Below are 18,342 nucleotides of genomic sequence, written 5' to 3' on the forward strand. Positions count from 1 at the left end.
TCCACAAATGTTGGTTGAAACATCGTCCATGATGATGGCAAGTAATCTCTATGTAACGACGTCGCGATAATAACGAAACGTTCAAACCACATCCCAACGTTTACCACAATGGAAATAAAGAACGAGAACATAATACTTGTACGCAATTTTTTGAACCACATAAATTGTGGCGAGAACACGTTACAAGTCATCATTAAGAGATAAGCCCACCAGTAAGGTCCCGTTGCTCTGTTCAGGAAGGCGTATTGTTCATACTCCACTCCAGAATACCATGCAATGAATAACTCAGTGATATAAGCTACACCAACGATAGAACCCGTAATCATAATAACGATGTTCATCAATTCAATATGCTGAACCGTAATATAATCTTCAAGACTTACCACTTTTCTCATAATGATCAACAGCGTATTTACCATCGCAAAACCAGAGAAAACAGCACCAGCAACGAAGTATGGTGGGAAAATCGTGGTATGCCATCCGGGAACTATCGACGTCGCGAAGTCAAAAGATACAATGGTATGTACTGAAAGTACAAGTGGTGTTGCCAAACCTGCAAGAACCAAAGATACTTCTTCAAAACGTTGCCAGTCTTTCGCTCTACCAGACCATCCAAAACTCAATAGTGAGTAAATTTTCTTTTGGAAAGGTTTTACAGCTCTATCACGAATCATCGCAAAGTCAGGAAGTAAACCTGTCCACCAGAACACTAACGACACCGACAAGTAGGTTGAGATCGCAAATACGTCCCAAAGTAATGGTGAGTTAAAGTTGACCCATAAGGATCCAAATTGGTTTGGAATTGGTAATACCCAATAGCCTAACCATGGACGACCCATGTGGATCAAAGGAAACAATCCCGCTTGAATAACCGCGAAAATGGTCATCGCTTCGGAAGACCGGTTAATGGCCATACGCCACTTTTGACGGAACAATAATAATACTGCCGAAATCAGTGTACCTGCGTGACCAATACCAACCCACCAAACGAAGTTAGTAATGTCCCAGGCCCAACCAATGGTTTTATTTAGGCCCCAAACACCAATCCCTGTTGAAATGGTATATATGATACATCCAACCCCCCAAAGAAAGGCTGCTAATGAGATGGAAAATACTATCCACCAAGATTTATTGGCTTTTCCTTCGACAGGTTTAGCGATATCCACGGAAACGTCGTGGTATGATTTTTCACCTAGTACTAAAGGTCTTCTAATAGGTGCTTCGTAATGAGACGCCATAATGCTTTTAGAATTATATCTTAATTAATAATTATGCTTCGGTTGTATTTCTCACGATCGTGTGATACTGGACATTTGGTTGTGTTCCAATATACTCTAATGCGTGATACATACGTTTATCTTCTTTAAGTTTCGCAACTTTACTTTCTTTATCATTGATATCTCCAAATACCATAGCCCCTGTGCCACAAGCTGCAGAACATGCCGTTTGGAATTCACCATCTTTAATTTCACGACCGTCTCGCTTAGCATCAAGAATCGTTTTTTGTGTCATTTGAATACACAACGAACATTTCTCCATAACACCTCTTGAACGTACTACAACATCTGGATTCAGAACCATACGGCCTAAATCATCATTCATGATGTAATCAAATTCATCATTTTTGTTGTAACGGAACCAGTTGAAACGACGCACTTTATAAGGACAGTTGTTGGCACAGTAACGTGTACCTACACAACGGTTATAAGCCATATGATTTTGCCCTTGACGACCATGTGAAGTTGCCGCAACAGGACAAACAGTTTCACAAGGCGCATGATTACAATGCTGACACATCATCGGCATGAAGGCTACCTGAGGATTCTCAGCAGCAACCTCCATTTCGTGCAAAGTATTTTTGATACCTGAATCACCTAACAACCCATTGGCTGCTTCTTTTCTTTCGATATCACCAATAAAGGTATCTTCAGAGGAGTAGTATCTATCAATACGCAACCAGTGCATATCTCTACTACGTCTCATTTCAGATTTACCAACTACTGGTACGTTGTTTTCAGCATGACATGCAATCACACAAGCACCACATCCTGTACACGCATTCAAATCAATTGATAGATTAAAATGATGCCCGATTGATCTGTCAAAATCATCCCATAAATTCACTTCCGTAGAAGGTGTTTCGACATGGTTTAAAGAGACTTGTGGAAGGTTATTCCAATGCTTTTTATCTTTTGTATTGAAAATTTCAAGCGTAGTTTCCTTAATGATATCCCCACGTCCCATTAATGTGTTATGCAACTGAACACAAGCAAATTCATGTTCACCTGCTACTACTTTAATTGAAACGTCTGTTTGGCTACGATTGAAATCTTTATAGAATTGGTAAGCATTCTTACCTGTTTGCATTTCTTCTTTAAGTCCTTTCGAACGACCGAAGCCCAGCGCCAGGCCTATTGAACCGATAGCTTGACCTGGTTGGATAATTGCAGGAAGAGTTAAGGTTTGACCATTTACAGTCAATTCCACCAAACTACCATTTAATCCACCGTTGGCCACGTGCCAATTCTTTATGTTTAAATTTTTGGCATCAGCACTAGAAACCGTCACATAGTTGTCCCATGTCGCTCTGGTAATTGGATCTGGAAACTCTTGCAACCATGGGTTATTGGCCTGTTGACCATCTCCCATTCCAATTTTAGTATAGAGTTGTAACTCCATGCCTTTAGCTAACCCAGCAGAAGCTAAGGCTCTTGCAGCCGCACCCCCTGAAACGGAAGCTACCGCAGCAACATTTGAAGCTGAGCTTGAAGAGGTCGTAGTAGAAGTCGTGACAAATTCATCTTGATCTTCATTCTTAACCCCAACTCCAACAGCAACATCATGGATAATGCCACCAACAAAAGTTCTATCTTTTTTATCTTTTAATTCTGTAGGACTCGTCGATTTTGAAGAAGGACCTGAACCCAAAACACTTGTAAAACCAGTAGTTACAAAAACACCATCATGTAATGCTTGATTAAATGAAGCGGTTCCTAGAACACCTGTCGACCAGTTCTCCTTGATAAAATCGTAATAAGAAACATCACTGCCTGTCCATTTCAACAAGGCATCTTGAAATTGACGCGTGTCAAATAATGGACGGATCGTTGGTTGAATTAAACCAAAATGTCCTTTTTTAAGTTCCACATCTCCCCAAGACTCCAAATAGTGAGGTACAGCGGCAATATATTCAACTTGCGAAGCAGTCTCATCCACTTTTAATGAAAAAGCGATAGATACTTCGGTCTTTTTTAATCCTTCTGCAAAGTCGTTTGCATTTGGTAAGGTGTACAACGGATTTACACCGTTCATGATGACTGCGCCAACTTTACCAGCATTCATATCTGATATTAAAGCCATCACTTCTTTATCACTACCTTGTCTTATTTTAATTGGAGTTGCAGCATCAAACGCTTTACTTCCTAATGCAGCATTAATTTCCAATGCCACTGTTTGGGCATTAACATCATTGATACCTGTTATCAAAACCCCATTACTTCCAGCTTTCTTTAACTCTGAAGCTACTTTTTGAATGGCTTCATCGATATGTGCAGGTAAATCTGTTGTAACAGCTTGACCAGTCACATAACTATATAATTTAGCTAAAGCCTGTTTTTGTTGTGAAGGGGTTGCAGGAATACGCTTATCGGCATTGGCACCTGATAATGACATAACCGATTCAATCTGGATATGTCTTGACATTTTGCCATTGGTAGGAATTCGACCTACAGCATAACCTGACTCATAACCACCACCTTGCCAATCTCCAAGAAAATCAGCACCCACAGATACGATCACTGCTGCTTTAGCAAAATCATAATTTGCCATGGCGCGTTCTCCGTATTTAGCTTGATAAGCATCTAATGCCGAAGACTCAGAAACAGCATCGTAAACCACGTGGCGTACGTTGCCATATTTTTCTTTAAACACAGCAATTAACTTGCTCGTTGATGGACTGGCAAAAGTTTGTGTCAATAACACAATGTCTTTTCCACCATTCATCACTTCAGTTAATTTCTGATTGGTTTCAGAATCAAAGGTTTCCCATGAAATATCTTGACCTCCTCTTTGAGGGCCTTTGACTCTCAAATTATCGTATAACCCTAAAATGGAAGCATGCACTCGGGCATTGACACCACCTTGAGAAGCGGCCAAATTATTGTTGTCGATTTTAATTGGACGTCCTTCGCGAGTTTTTACTAAAACACTTGCGAAATCAAAACCATCAGCAATTGTTGTAGCATAATAATTAGCCACGCCAGGTATGATTTCCTCTGGCTGTACAACGTAAGGAATCGATTTAATAACCGGTCCTTCACAAGCTGCTAAAGATGCCGCTGCTGTACTGAAGCCAACATATTTTAAGAAATCACGACGTGTTGTTGAAGACGATTCCAAACTGGATTTGTTACCCAAAAATTCATCCGTCGGAATTTCTTCAACAAATTCATTTTGTGTAAGCGCCTTAACAATAGAGCTGTCTGTATTCAGCTCCTCAACACTTTTCCAGTATTTCTTGTTTGATGACATATTCTTTAATAGTTATTAGTTGATCGTTATTCGTTTTTATTAAAAACTATAACTGTATCTTAAAATTTATTGTTTTAAACCCCTATTGAAATAGGACTTCCCTTTCCTTATCTACCAAAAGGCAGGCACGGAAATCACTAAAAAGATTTTTTTTAGTAATGACATTTACCACACTCTAAACCTCCCATTTGTGCAACGGTAAGTTTCTCAACGCCATACTTTTTGGATAACTGTTCGTGAATTTTAGTGTAATATTCGTTGTTTTCCACTTTCACATCCGTTTCTCTATGGCAATTGATACACCATCCCATCGTCAACGGTGCGTGTTGCGATACAATTTCCATAGTCTCAACAGGACCATGGCATGTTTGGCATTCAATACCTCCAACGGTAACGTGTTGTGAGTGGTTAAAATATGCGAAGTCAGGAAGATTATGGATACGGATCCATTTGACCGGTTGCGGCTCTCCTGTATATTTTTGCTCAGCAGGATTCCAGCCCGTTGCAGCGTATAATTTTTCGATTTCAGCATTGTAATCAACGCCGTACTGCCTTCCTTCAGCTAAAGTTTCTTCTGACACTTCGCCAATTGATTTATGACAGTTCATACAAACGTTTAATGATGGAATTCCAGAAGTCTTACTTACACGAGCAGAAGAGTGACAATATTTACAATCAATACCGTTATCTCCAGCATGTATTCTATGAGAATAGTGGATAGGTTGAACAGGTTCGTAACCTTGATCAACACCTATTTGCATGAAATAGCCATAAACAAAATACCCACTGGCCAATAATAATAAAACGGCTGTAACCAAAACCAAGAATTGATTTTGAATAAAGGCTCTCCAGATAGAAACACCTTTTCCTTCATCGACCTGAACCCCTTTAGCTTCAGCAAAACGATTTAGAGTACGTCGCACTAAAATCAATGCCATGGCCAACAAGCCAAATAAAACGGCTAAAGCACCAAGAATTAATTCATTTGAAGTTCCGCCAGCAGCTGGGGCAGCGCCATTACCTGTCACACCAACGGCGGCAGCAGGCGGGGCAGCTTTTTCTTCAGCCGTGTACGCCAAAATATCACTGATATCGTCATCCGACAATTGCGGGAACGGCGTCATTGGCATTTGATTGTACTCGTTGTAGATCTTGTTAGCGTAAGCATCACCAGACTTGATCAAACCCGCACTATTATGGATCCAAGCTGTTATCCACTTTCTATCAAGACCTTGTTCTGCTAAAACTTTTTCAATGTTACGAAGCGCAGGGCCCGTCATTGGTCCGTCTAGTTTATGACATGCGGCACAATTAGCATTATATAATGCTTTTCCTTTGGCAGGATCACCTTCTTGAGCGTGAAGCGATGTTGTAAACGTAAGTAAAATAAAAAATCCTAATTTCAGTATATTAGAAGTCAAATTACGGTAAATCACCTGTTTCATATTATTAGTTGAGTTAGCTTCCAAACTTTGGTATGCTTTTTTCATTGAAAAGAAAAAAATACAGTTATAAAATCTCTGCCAAAAGTAATACTTAAAGTCGATTTTAGAAATGTTACAGAACTGTTAATTGGTAATTTATAAACGTTCTAAATAATATAATAGGGCTTATAGAGTTTAATAATTTCCTATGCGCACATTACAATATATTTTTAATATTTTTGCACAACCTTAAATGAATTGGAAACAAATCATTTAGGATTATAAAATCAGATCATTCACTTTTAATTTAATATTCCATGATAAAACCCCTTATAAAATTATCTTATTTAGCTGTTCTGTTTTTTTCGACTTCACTTACCTTACATGCACAACAAGGCGTCGTTTCAATTGACCAAGACAAGGAAATTGATCAGTTATTGGAGTACAAAAAGGATTTACGCACAGTAAATGCCTTTATCATTCAAATTTTTTCCAATTCAGGCACTACTGCACGTAGTGAAGCCCAATCGACCAGAAGTAAAGCGACAGCCTTATTCCCGAACTGGAGCAGCTCCCTTGAATATGAGCAACCAAATTATAAGATTTGGGTAGGTAACTTTAGAACGCGATTAGAGGCTGATCGAGCATTAATGGAAGTAAAGAAAACTTACGCGCACGCCTTTATCCTGAGTCCAAGAAACAACAAATAAAAACAATTATTAAGACTAGATGTAAAACAAAGACTTCCATCAATGGCAGTTTGGAATAAAAGAATTCAGAGGTTTAATCTAAATCTTACCACCGCTTTATGGTCTATCTTAGACAAAATTACCGCTCATTAGAATAAAAACTCTCCGAGCCTAAAACACCAAAACATTTCAGAAATAAACACTTTATAACAAAAAAATGCGACGGGTTAGGTCGCAGTTTATTTATAAATAAATTGAATATTATTTCAATTTATTTTTCACTTCAATTTCGTGGAAAGCTTCAATAACGTCATTTTCTTAAATAGCGCGATAATTCATAATCTGCTTCACAAAGTCATATCCTTTAGAAACTTCTCTGCCATCCTCTTCAAATCGTTTCAACGACGTTCGTTCTCCTGTATAACCAACGACACCTTCTTTAATCAATCGATGCTTGAATTTATTAATATTTTACCAAAAACAACAAAACAGTTGACCATTTAAAAACAAAAAAATGCGACGGGTTAGGTCGCATTTTCTTTATAGACAAATTGAATATTATTTCTTTTTTACTTCAACTTCGTGGAAAGCTTCAATACCGTCATTTTCTTAAATAGCGCGATAATTCTCAATCTGCATCCCAAAGCTATAGAATTTAAGAACTTCACTGGCATCACCTTTAAATCGTTTCAACGATGCTAATTTACGTGAATAAACTACCACACTTTCCCTAATCAATCAAATGCTTATGTTTCTGAATATTTTACAACAAATCAGAAAACAGTTGACCATTTAAAAACAAAAAATGCGACGGGTTAGGTCGCATTTTCTTTATAGATAAAATGAATATTATTTCAATTTCTTTTTCACTTCAACTTCGTGGAAAGCTTCAATAACATCATTTTCCTGAATATCGTTATAATTCTTAATTTGCATACCACAGTCATAACCTTTAGAAACTTCTCTGGCATCATCTTTAAATCGTTTCAACGACGCTAATTCACCTGTATAAATTACCACACCTTCTCTAATCAATCGGATGCTTGAGTTTCTGAATATTTTACCAGAAGTTACCATACAACCTGCAATCGTTCCAATTTTAGAAACTTTAAAGATCTCTCTAATTTCAGCAGTACCCGTAATTTCCTCTTTAAGTTCAGGAGACAACATGCCTTCCATCGCGTCCTTAAGATCGTTGATGGCGTCATAGATGATCGAGTACATTCTGATATCGATTTCTTCCTTATCAGCAATTTGACGTGCGTTACCCATTGGTCTAACGTTAAATCCGATAATAATCGCATCCGACGCTGTAGCCAACAAGACATCACTTTCAGTAATGGCACCAACACCTTTATGGATGATGTTCACTTGAATTTCTTCAGTAGAAAGTTTTTGGAACGAATCCGTCAAGGCTTCCACTGATCCATCCACGTCACCTTTAAGGATGATGTTCAACTCTTGGAAATCTCCAAGGGCGATACGACGACCAATTTCATCAAGTGTAATATGACGTTGTGTTCTAACTGATTGCTCACGCTGTAATTGAGTACGTTTAGCAGCAATTTGTCTGGCCTCACGCTCATCAGCAAAAACAGTAAACTTGTCTCCAGCCTGTGGCGCGCCATCCAGTCCTAATATAGATACTGGCGTTGATGGACCTGCCGACTTAACCTCTTTTCCACGTTCATCATGCATGGCTCTTACCTTACCACTGTTTTTTCCAGCTAGTACATAATCGCCTACTTTCAAGGTTCCGGCTTGCACCAAAATAGTTGATACATAACCTCTACCTTTATCCAAGAAAGCTTCCACTACAGTTCCTTCAGCACGCTTGTTAGGGTTTGCTTTAAGTTCCAGCAATTCTGCTTCAAGACTTACTTTTTCTAATAATTCCTTAACACCTTGACCGGTTTTGGCTGAGATATCTTGGGATTGAACTTTTCCACCCCAATCTTCAACCAACAAGTTCATTTGTGCTAAAGCTTCTTTTACTTTTTCAGGATTAGCACTTGGTTTATCTATTTTATTGATCGCAAAAATAATAGGTACTCCTGCCGCTTGAGCGTGGGAAATAGCCTCTTTGGTTTGCGGCATGATGGAGTCATCTGCAGCAATAACAATAATTACTAAATCCGTGATTTGCGCACCACGGGCACGCATTGCCGTAAAGGCCTCGTGACCTGGTGTATCCAAGAATGCCATTCTCTGTCCAGTTTCTAACTGTACAGCATAGGCACCAATATGTTGTGTGATACCTCCAGACTCTCCAGCAATTACATTCTCTTGACGGATATAATCCAAAAGCGATGTTTTACCGTGGTCAACGTGACCCATCACCGTAACGATTGGCGCACGTGGTTTTAAATCTTCTGGCTCATCTGCAACAACTTCAATACTATCTTCAAGATCCGCACTTACGAATTCAACTTCATAACCAAACTCATCCGCTACGACCGATAAAGTCTCAGCATCCAAACGTTGGTTCATCGTTACCATCATTCCTAAGGACATACAGGCTGAAATGATTTGCGTTACAGGAACGTCCATCATCGTGGCTACTTCGCTTGCCGTAACAAACTCAGTAACTTTCAATACTTTGCTTTCCGCTTCTTGCTGCTCAATATCCTTTTCAGTCTGTTGGCGGTGTTGATCTCTCTTGTCTCTTCTATATTTGGCTCCTTTCCCTCTATTAGACTTCCCTTGAAGTTTTTCTAAAGTTTCACGAACTTGTTTTTGCACGTCTGCTTCGCTTGGCTCTTCTTTTACAGTACTCGCTCTAACGCCTCCAGGTTTCCCTTTGTAGTTAGGACTTGTACCTCTATTAGCACCAAAAGGTGGTTTTGCAGCACCAGGAGCACCAGGAGCAGCAGGTCCTTTGCTGATACGACGACGTTTTTTCTTGTTGGCGTCAGCAGCAGCACCAGCAGCCGTAGCTGGCTTTCTCTCCTCTTTTTTCTTCTTAGGCTTGTTGAATTGCGAAAGATCTATCTTTTCTCCAGCAATTTTAGGACCCGTTAATTTTTGATATTGGGTTACGATTTGCTCGTCATCAACACCAGTAGTTTCAAGCGTATCTGTTTTTTCAACTTTTTCAGCTTTCTTAACTTTTTCGATCTGCTCAACCTTCTCAACCTTTTCAACAATTTCAGCTGGCTTGGTTTCCTTCGTAGCTTTTTCGACTTTTTTCGGATCTTCCTTAACTTCTTCCTTAGCCTCTGTTTTAACTTCAGCCTTAGCCTCAGTTTTGACTTCTACTTTAACTTCAGGAACTTCTGGCTTAGGGGTCTCTTTTACTTCAGGGGCAACTACTTCAGCAGGCGCAGGTTGTTTTGGCTCTTCAACTGGCTTCTCTACTTTAGGAGTTTCCGATTTTTTAGGATCCAAATCAATTTTGCCGACTTGTTTTGGTCCGGTTAATGCTCCTCTAGCTCTAATGACTTGTTTGCTAGCCTCTTCCTTCCTCAGTTTTTCTTCAATCTCACGCTCACGTTGTTCGCGTAATTCTTCCTTTTCTTTCAACTTCGCCTCACCAACCTCTTGAGAGGCTTGTTTTTTACTGGCATCCGTCTGAAATTCATTGGATAGAATCGCATGAACATCATCTGATATTTTCGTATTAGGACTCTTTTCCACAGTCACGCCCTTCGATTCCAGAAAATCGACAGCACGGTCAATAGAAATATTGAGTTCTCTTAATACTTTATTTAATCTAATTGTATCAGCCATAAATTGCTTCTAATATAACTTAAATATGTGTTATTCTTCAAATTCTTCCTTAAGAATCCTGATAACATCTAAAATGGTTTCTTCTTCTAAATCGGTTCTTTTAACCAAATCTTGAACATCTTGTTCTAAGATACTTTTCGCAGTATCTAATCCCGCTTTGCTAAACTCTGCAATAACCCAGCCTTCGATTTCATCTGAGAATTCTGATAATTCCACATCCTCTTCGGCACCTTCTCTAAACACATCAATCTCATAGCCTGTCAATTGCCCGGCTAATCGGATGTTATGACCACCTCTACCAATAGCCTTACTTACTTCTTCTGGTTTAAGAAGCACCTCAGCACGTTTGGTTTCTTCATTAAGTTTCACAGAGGTTACTCTTGCTGGACTCAATGCACGCGTGATGAACAATTGGATGTTACTGGTGTAATTGATCACGTCAATGTTTTCATTACCCAATTCTCTTACAATACCATGTATTCTAGAACCTTTCATTCCAACACAAGCACCCACAGGATCAATTCTATCATCGTATGAATCCACCGCTACTTTCGCTTTTTCACCAGGCATTCGTACTACTTTCTTAATGGTAATCAAGCCGTCAAACACCTCAGGAATTTCCTGTTCGAATAATTTTTCTAAAAACACATCAGCTGTTCTCGACATGATGATGGTTGGCTTATTACCCTTAAGTTCAACACTTTCGATAATTCCTTTTACGTTTTCACCTTTACGGAAGAAATCGGAAGGGATTTGTTTTTCTTTAGGAAGAATGATTTCGTTACCCTCGTCATCTAATAAAATGATGGCTCTGTGACGAATATGATGTACTTCGGCAGTATAAATCTCGCCTACTAAGTCTTTAAATTGCTTGTAAATATTGGTATTGTCGTGCTCGTGAATTTTTGAGATCAAATTTTGACGCAATGCCAAAATTGAACGTCTTCCCAAATCGATAAGCTTTACAGCTTCCGCAACATCTTCACCAACTTCAAAATCAGGTTCAATTTTACGAGCCGCAGATAATTCAATTTCTTGATTTGGCTCTTCTACTTCACCATCAGCAACCACAACTCTATTTCTCCAAATCTCTAAATCGCCTTTGTCAGGATTTATAATGATATCAAAGTTGTCATCATCACCGTACTTTTTCTTTAGTGCATTTCTTAAGACATCCTCTAAAATCGCCATTAACGTTACACGATCTATTAATTTATCGTCTTTAAATTCTGAAAAAGAATCAATTAACGCTATATTTTCCATAACTACCTCGAATTAAAATTTTATTATCACTTTAGCTTCTAAAATATCTTCATACTTGATTTTAGCCTGCTTTTTCACCACAACTTTACCTTTACCAACTGGCTTAGGCTCTTTTGTTTCCCATTCCAAAGCCACTTCAGCATCATCAACTTCTATCAAAACTCCTTCAACTTTTACATCAGGTTTTGCTTTGACCTGTAAGGTGCGTCCAATATTTTTCTTGTATTGTCTCTTGTTCACTAATGGTGAAGTTGCTCCCGCAGAAGCCACATCTATAGAAAAATCATCGACTTCTCTATCCAAATTATTCTCAATGGCGCGACTCATAAACATGCAATCTTCAACAGTGACGCCATTATCGCCGTCAATAACAACACTAATTTTATTGTCAGGATGTAAGGTTAAATCGATTAAAAAAAGATCTGGTCTTTCTTCCAGTCCGTTTGCTATCAAAGTCTTAACAGTGGTCTCGCTTAGCATTTTATTAGTATAAAAAGAGGGGACTCCCTTGTCCCCTCATGTTTTCTTTTATCATTCCGCGGTGCAAATATACAATTTAATTATTGATTTATCCAAAGCATCTAAAGTCGATTTTTATTATTAGATTTAACTTTAACAAACAATTTACACTTCTATGAAAAAAATACTTGTCCCCACAGACTTCTCAGAACAAGCTGAAAACGCCTTAAAAGTAGCCGTCCAATTAGCAAAAAAATTCGATTCTGAAATTTATTTACTGCACATGTTAGAGCTCCCGATGCAAGATTTCGAGGTCATGAACACCCCGAGCGTTTTACCCGAAGCCATGTTTTTTATGAAATTGGCTCAACAACGATTCGAAACCATGCTCGCCCAAGACTACCTTAAAGACGTTAAAGTCCATGATATTGTAAAAAACTATCCATCCTTTAGTGGCATTATTGACACTTGTCATGAACATGGCGTTGACCTCATTGTCATGGGATCCTATGGCGCTACCGGATTTAAGGAAATGTTCGTAGGCTCCAATGCAGAAAAAGTGGTGCGCACTTCAGATATTCCTGTTTTGGTTATCAAAAGCAACCATGCCGAATTTTCTATCGACCGCTTTGTCTTTGCTTCAGATTTCAAAAAAGACAATAAGGACACCTACAGACAAGCAATAGAATTTGCCAAAGCATTTGGCGCTAAGATGTTTTTATTGATGGTCAACACCGCCAATAACTTTATTTCAACCTCAGAAGCCAACAAACGCATCCATGAGTTTATTAAAGATTACGACTTTAAGGAGTACTCCATCCATATCTATAATGATGAAACCGTCGAAATTGGCGTTTTAAATTTTGCCAAAGAAATTGACGCCGATTTAATTGGGATCAGCACCCATGGTCGACAAGGGATTGCCCATTTTTTCAATGGCAGCATTGGAGAGGATGTGGTTAATCATGCCAAACGTCCTGTGATTACGTTTAAGATTTGAATTAGACTATTAGACCGCTTCGCTTTTAGAATCAAGAATTAAGACGAAGGATCTCCAAAAACAAAAATCCCGATTATTTTCATAATCGGGATTTCAATTATTGTTGGCCTACTAGGGCTTACTTCGGCTACGCTCAGCATAAAATTCTCGCCCTAGCAGGCATAGACTATTAAAACAAAAATCCCGACTATTTTCATAATCGGGATTTCAATTCTTGTTGGCCTACTAGGGCTCGAACCTAGACTCTTCTGGACCAAAACCAGACGTGTTGCCAGTTACACCATAGGCCAATCTCTAATTGAGGATGCAAATTTACTACAAACTTCTATTTTTGCAAACATTTTGCGAAGAAAAACATGAAATAAAAATTTATTTCTTTTTTATTTCTCTTTTTACCTGATAATGAGGGCTCAATAGATTCGAATCTTTTTTGAAATCCTTAACGTTTACTTAAAAATTTCCCTGCCTTATATAATTATTGCTAAATTCGCCACACTAATTCAACAATAAGTCTATGAATCATTTCAACTTCAAGAAATGGAATACCATTTTAGGTTGGTTTGCCTTTGCAATTGCATTCACCGTTTACGCACTCACGATTGAACCCACTGTTAGTTTCTGGGATGCAGGAGAATACATACTGACCTCGGCCAAACTTCAAGTAGGACATCCACCAGGAGCACCATTATTTCAAATGCTTGGTGCCTTCTTCTCCATGTTTGCCTTAGAACCTACGCAAATTGGCGCGATGTTGAACATGATGAGCGGCGCCGCAAGTGCCTTCACTATTTTATTCATGTTTTGGACCATTACGTTGCTCCTTAAAAAGCTCGTTAAATCCGAAGAAGAATTTACCGATTCTAAAAAAATAGCCATCCTTGGCAGCGGACTTGTAGGAAGTTTAGCATTTACCTTTACAGATTCCTTTTGGTTTAACGCTGTTGAAACTGAGGTTTACGCAATGGCTACCTTAATCATGGCGGTCATGTTTTGGTTGGCTTTACGCTGGGAACAGGATATGGATACCGCACGCGGTAACCGTTGGTTAATTTTAATTGCCTTTGTGATTGGACTATCATTTGGCGTCCACTTTATGGGACTATTGACCATTCCTGCAATGGGCTTGATTTACTTCTTTAAGAATTATAAAACGGTAACCGTTACTAATTTTATCGTGGCGAACGTCATCTCTGCCGCCATCTTATTGTTTATTTTTAAATTGTTACTTCCAAATGCGCTAAAAATATTTAGTGCTTCAGAGATATTCTTCGTGAATAGTCTTGGCATGCCATTTAACTCTGGAACGATCATCGCCTTTATCATCGTGGTCGCTGCTTTCTATTTCGGATTAAAATACACGCGCGATCATCAAAAATACATGGCAAACACTTTGGTGCTTTGCTTAATGTTCATTTTTATTGGATTTTCTTGTTGGCTCATGCTTCCTATCAGAGCGAATGCCAATGTTGTGATCAACGAAAACGATCCTTCTGACGCACGCGAACTTTTAGCTTATTACAATCTGGAACAATATCCTGAGACGCACTTGTTTTATGGTCCATTGTTCACAGAACAATATACAGGTCTTGACGAAAACCAACCTTATGTGGATGACAAACCTAACTATGAAAAGGATGTTGAAGCAGGAAAATACGTGATTGTCAACGACTATAAAAACGCAAAACAAAACTTTAATTCAGAGCAAGCGGCCATTTTACCGAGAATGTGGAGCAGTGACAATGCAGAGAATTATATGATGTTTACTGGTTTGTTAGATTTTAAAGTCAAGCGAGAATATCAATCGGAACCGCAAGTCACGGACATGGTCGCTAGTTTTAGAGCCAGCGTAAGAGAAGGCCAAGTGGATTATAGTGATTATAACAAATTTCTAAAACAATTTGGTCAATACCTTGATATTGAAAAACCGTCGCTCCTCCAAAACATTGGTTATATGATTGAATACCAGTTTGGTTATATGTACTGGCGTTATTTTATGTGGAATTTTGTCGGACGTCAAAATGACATTCAAGGAAAATATGACGACTTAAATGGGAATTGGATCAGCGGCATCAACCCTATCGACTCTTGGCATCTTAATATGTCTCAAGACAATTTGCCAAGTGATGTTTTAAACAACAAAGCACGAAACACCTATTACTTCCTGCCGCTTATTTTAGGATTGATTGGCTTCCTGTTTTTGATAGGAAGGGATAAAAAAATGTTTTGGACCTTATTGGTGTTTTTCCTGATGACAGGACTAGCGATTCAGTTCTACACGAACGTGCGTCCATTTGAACCACGAGAGCGTGATTATTCCGTAGTCGGTTCGTTTTACGTATTTGCCATTTGGATCGGTTTTGGTGTTTATGCCCTATTTGATGCCCTTCGAAAATACACGGCTTCAAAATTTCTGCCGCATGCCGTTACTTTGGCCTGTTTGGTTTTAGTCCCTGGAATATTGGCGGCGCAAAACTGGGACGATCATGACCGTTCGGGCAGAAAAACAGCACATGCCATGGCTATTAAATACCTGGAATCCTGTGCGCCCAATGCCATTCTTTTTACTATTGGAGACAACGACACGTTCCCATTGTGGTATGCCCAAGAAATTGAAGGCATCCGACGCGATGTAAGAGTGGTCAACACAAGTCTTTTCCAAACAGATTGGTATATTGACCAAATGAAACGTAAAGCCTATGACAGTGACCCTATTCCTTCACAACTGACGCATGCGCAATACCGCTACGGAACACGGGATTATATTGTTGAAAAAGAAATCACCAAAGACACTTTGAGTATTAAGGATTTTATGGATTTTGTCAGTAGTGATAATCCACGAACAAAACTTAAATACGCTTTACAGCAAGAAGGCAGAGACATTAGCAGTTATCCTTCAAACATGTTGAACTCAAACTATTATCCTACAAAATTCGTCAGAATTCCGGTCGATAAAGCTTCAGTTTTAAAACATGGGATCGTCAAAGAAAAAGATGCCGATAAAATCGTGGACGATATTGTCATTCAAATCAAAGGCAGCGCCTTATATAAAAACCGCTTACTGATGCTTGATATTATTGCCAACAATAATTGGGAGCGTCCTATCTATTTTACAGGAGGAAGCTTTGGAGATGACGACTATATCTGGATGAAAGATTACCTGCAATTGGATGGCCTAGTTTATAAATTGGTGCCGATCAGAACTGCAGTAGACAAAGCAAATCCTTTTGACATGGGCCGTGTGGATAGTGAATTAATGTACAACAAAGTAATGTCATGGGATTGGGGCAACAGTGGTAATCCTCATATTTATCACGATGTCGAAACTCGTAAAAACGGCATTACCTACCGCGGAAACTTGGCGCGTTTAATGGAGCAGTTGATCAATGAGGACCAACCCGAAAAAGCTGAGAAAATTGCCGATTTGGCCATGGAGAAAATGCCGGTTGATTATTTTGGCTACTACACGTTATTGGAGCCTTATATTAGCGGCTACTATGAATTGGGCAGTATAGAGAAAGCCAGAAAGCTCTACAAAGAGGTCACCAAGAAATACCAAGAGAACCTAACGTATTATAGCGGACTCCCTGTAGAAACACAAACGCGTTATTTGGATGAAATTGTAACAGACATTGAACGCTACAGAAGCTTAGTAGATATTGTTGTGGTTTATAACGATAAGGATTTTGCGATGGAAGAAACCGAAAAGTTCAACAACTACTTACAATTGTTCAAGCATTTTATGGGCGATGGACCACGACGTGAAGCACCGCAGCGTGACGAACGTGATATGGTAAAGGATTCCATTGATAAACTCATTCAATTTGACTAGTTTTTTGTGAACCTTATTCCTGTAAAAACACCTCAACTGATCAAAGGCATATTCCCAAAATACGTTTGGAATATGCCTGATGATCAAAAAGTGATTTACTTAACTTTTGACGACGGTCCAACCCCAGAAATCACCCACTGGACCTTAGACCTATTAAAATCCTACCACGCTAAAGCGACGTTTTTCTGTATTGGCAACAACATTCAAAAACATCCTCAGATTTTTAAGGAAATTCTTAAAGACGGTCATGCAGTCGGCAACCACACCTTTCATCATTTGAAAGGCTGGAAAACTGATACTGATGTTTATATAGAAGACGTTTTGAAAACTCAAGAAATCATCGATTTTGAAAATCCAAAATCCAAATCCCAAATTCCAAATCCCATAGATGACTCATCATCGATATGTGACAGTCATCAATCAGCAATCAACAATCTCCAATCTTTAATCAACAATCAAATGCTCTTTCGTCCGCCTTACGGAAAAATCAAGTCCAGTCAAGGAAAACAGCTGATTAATCTCGGTTATAAAATTATTATGTGGGATGTTTTAGCGTTCGATTGGAAAAACTCTTTATCTGAAGAACAATGTGCCAACAACGTGATTTCAAAAGCAGGCGCTGGAAGTATCGTCGTATTTCATGATAGCGTAAAAGCATCTACAAGAATGAAGTATGCCCTAACAAAAACATTAGAGCATTTTAGCAAAGAAGGTTATCAGTTTAAAACTCTTTAAGTCTAAATTATTGCTTTTTGACTTTGACTATCGCTACTTTTTGAATTGCAAACCAATCCTTTGATTACATTCCAAATTAGTTCTTGATTCTCTGTTCCAACAGCGAAGCGGTCTTAGTTCTTCCTAAATATACTCCTGAAGAATCCCAATAAGTGTATCGGCATCTTGCTCTCCGCTATGACGCCATTTCATTTCACCGCCTTTATAGATGATAAGCGTCGGCAGACCTTTGACGCGAAGTGCCTCGGCAAGATCTTTATTTTTATCAACATCGATTTTGATCACTTTTGCCTTGTCACCAAGTGCAGCAGCTACTTCTCTCAACACAGGATGCATTGCAGTAGATTGTTCATTCCATTCTGTGAAAAAGTCCAACAAAACGGGAATATCGACATCTATGATTTCTCCAAATTTTGACATACATTTTAATGTTTAGATCAAATGGGTTATTACAAACCTACTTATTATTTTTTTATTATCCTATAACATACGCAAATAGCTTATCCACTTGCATCCCGAGCTTTAGGTTATGATTTTCTCAGAACCCTTTTTAAGTTCAATCACGGTTATTTCTGGCCAAATACCCACACGACCAGGATAGCCCAAATAACCAAAACCTCTATTCACATTGATATATTGACCCTTTTCCTTATAAACGCCTGCCCAATGTTTGTAACGGTATTT

12 protein-coding genes, 1 tRNA gene and 1 pseudogene are annotated in these 18,342 nt (G+C 38.8%); 4 read left to right on the forward strand and 10 right to left on the reverse strand.

Features of this window, described 5'->3' with window-relative positions; genetic code table 11:
- The 3 genes from nrfD to ABIQ28_RS07140 all read right to left on the reverse strand — a co-directional run.
- A partial coding sequence (gene nrfD / locus ABIQ28_RS07130; RefSeq protein ID WP_348036189.1) for an NrfD/PsrC family molybdoenzyme membrane anchor subunit occupies nt 1–1,238 on the reverse strand: 1,238 nt, incomplete at its 3' end.
- A gap of 31 nt (nt 1,239–1,269) precedes the next feature.
- Nucleotides 1,270–4,530, reverse strand: a complete 3,261-nt coding sequence (locus ABIQ28_RS07135; RefSeq protein ID WP_348036190.1) for a TAT-variant-translocated molybdopterin oxidoreductase — start codon at nt 4,528–4,530, stop codon at nt 1,270–1,272.
- Nucleotides 4,531–4,682: 152 nt separating this feature from the next.
- A complete protein-coding gene (locus ABIQ28_RS07140; protein ID WP_348036203.1) occupies nt 4,683–5,975 on the reverse strand; it encodes a c-type cytochrome in 1,293 nt (430 codons plus the stop codon).
- A 296-nt stretch (nt 5,976–6,271) separates the two neighbouring features.
- Here ABIQ28_RS07140 and ABIQ28_RS07145 point away from each other — a divergent pair, with 296 nt between their 5' ends.
- On the forward strand, nt 6,272–6,664 hold the full coding sequence (locus ABIQ28_RS07145; protein WP_348036192.1) for an SPOR domain-containing protein: 393 nt from the start codon (nt 6,272–6,274) through the stop codon (nt 6,662–6,664).
- Nucleotides 6,665–6,961: 297 nt separating this feature from the next.
- On the opposite strand, the gene ABIQ28_RS07150 is transcribed toward ABIQ28_RS07145, so the two are convergent.
- From ABIQ28_RS07150 to rimP, 4 genes are all read right to left on the reverse strand, one after another.
- Nucleotides 6,962–7,090: a hypothetical protein gene (locus tag ABIQ28_RS07150; protein WP_348036193.1), complete on the reverse strand. Its 129-nt coding sequence runs from the start codon at nt 7,088–7,090 to the stop codon at nt 6,962–6,964.
- Nucleotides 7,091–7,492: 402 nt separating this feature from the next.
- A complete protein-coding gene (gene infB, locus ABIQ28_RS07155; protein WP_348036194.1) occupies nt 7,493–10,372 on the reverse strand; it encodes a translation initiation factor IF-2 in 2,880 nt (959 codons plus the stop codon).
- Nucleotides 10,373–10,402: 30 nt separating this feature from the next.
- Complete coding sequence (gene nusA / locus ABIQ28_RS07160; protein WP_348036195.1) at nt 10,403–11,635, reverse strand: transcription termination factor NusA; 1,233 nt, start codon at nt 11,633–11,635, stop codon at nt 10,403–10,405.
- A gap of 12 nt (nt 11,636–11,647) precedes the next feature.
- Nucleotides 11,648–12,115 (reverse strand): ribosome assembly cofactor RimP, encoded by a 468-nt coding sequence (gene rimP, locus ABIQ28_RS07165; RefSeq protein WP_348036196.1) that lies wholly within the window; start codon nt 12,113–12,115, stop codon nt 11,648–11,650.
- Between the two features lie 154 nt (nt 12,116–12,269).
- On the opposite strand from rimP, the gene ABIQ28_RS07170 reads away from it, so the two are divergent.
- The gene (locus ABIQ28_RS07170; protein WP_348036197.1) at nt 12,270–13,094 is read left to right on the forward strand and encodes a universal stress protein; all 825 of its coding nucleotides are present in this window, start codon (nt 12,270–12,272) and stop codon (nt 13,092–13,094) included.
- Nucleotides 13,095–13,311: 217 nt separating this feature from the next.
- Here ABIQ28_RS07170 and ABIQ28_RS07175 read toward each other — a convergent pair.
- Nucleotides 13,312–13,384, reverse strand: a tRNA-Gln gene (locus ABIQ28_RS07175).
- A 224-nt stretch (nt 13,385–13,608) separates the two neighbouring features.
- Between ABIQ28_RS07175 and ABIQ28_RS07180 the strand changes: the two genes are divergently transcribed.
- Together ABIQ28_RS07180 and ABIQ28_RS07185 are read left to right on the forward strand one after the other, a co-directional pair.
- Nucleotides 13,609–16,923 carry a DUF2723 domain-containing protein gene (locus tag ABIQ28_RS07180; RefSeq protein WP_348036198.1) on the forward strand — a complete coding sequence of 1,105 codons (3,315 nt, stop codon included), beginning with the start codon at nt 13,609–13,611 and terminating at the stop codon, nt 16,921–16,923.
- 6 nt (nt 16,924–16,929) lie between these two features.
- Nucleotides 16,930–17,658: a polysaccharide deacetylase family protein gene (locus ABIQ28_RS07185; protein WP_348036200.1), complete on the forward strand. Its 729-nt coding sequence runs from the start codon at nt 16,930–16,932 to the stop codon at nt 17,656–17,658.
- Between the two features lie 123 nt (nt 17,659–17,781).
- Here the strand turns inward: ABIQ28_RS07185 and ABIQ28_RS07190 are convergent, their stop codons facing one another.
- Nucleotides 17,782–18,078, reverse strand: coding sequence for a thioredoxin family protein (locus tag ABIQ28_RS07190; RefSeq protein WP_348036201.1), 297 nt, complete (start codon nt 18,076–18,078; stop codon nt 17,782–17,784).
- A gap of 102 nt (nt 18,079–18,180) precedes the next feature.
- A pseudogene (locus ABIQ28_RS07195) lies at nt 18,181–18,342 on the reverse strand (metallophosphoesterase); the annotation flags it as partial.

The sequence above is a fragment of the Gelidibacter sp. genome, from assembly GCF_039916245.1.
Lineage (GTDB): Bacteria > Bacteroidota > Bacteroidia > Flavobacteriales > Flavobacteriaceae > Gelidibacter.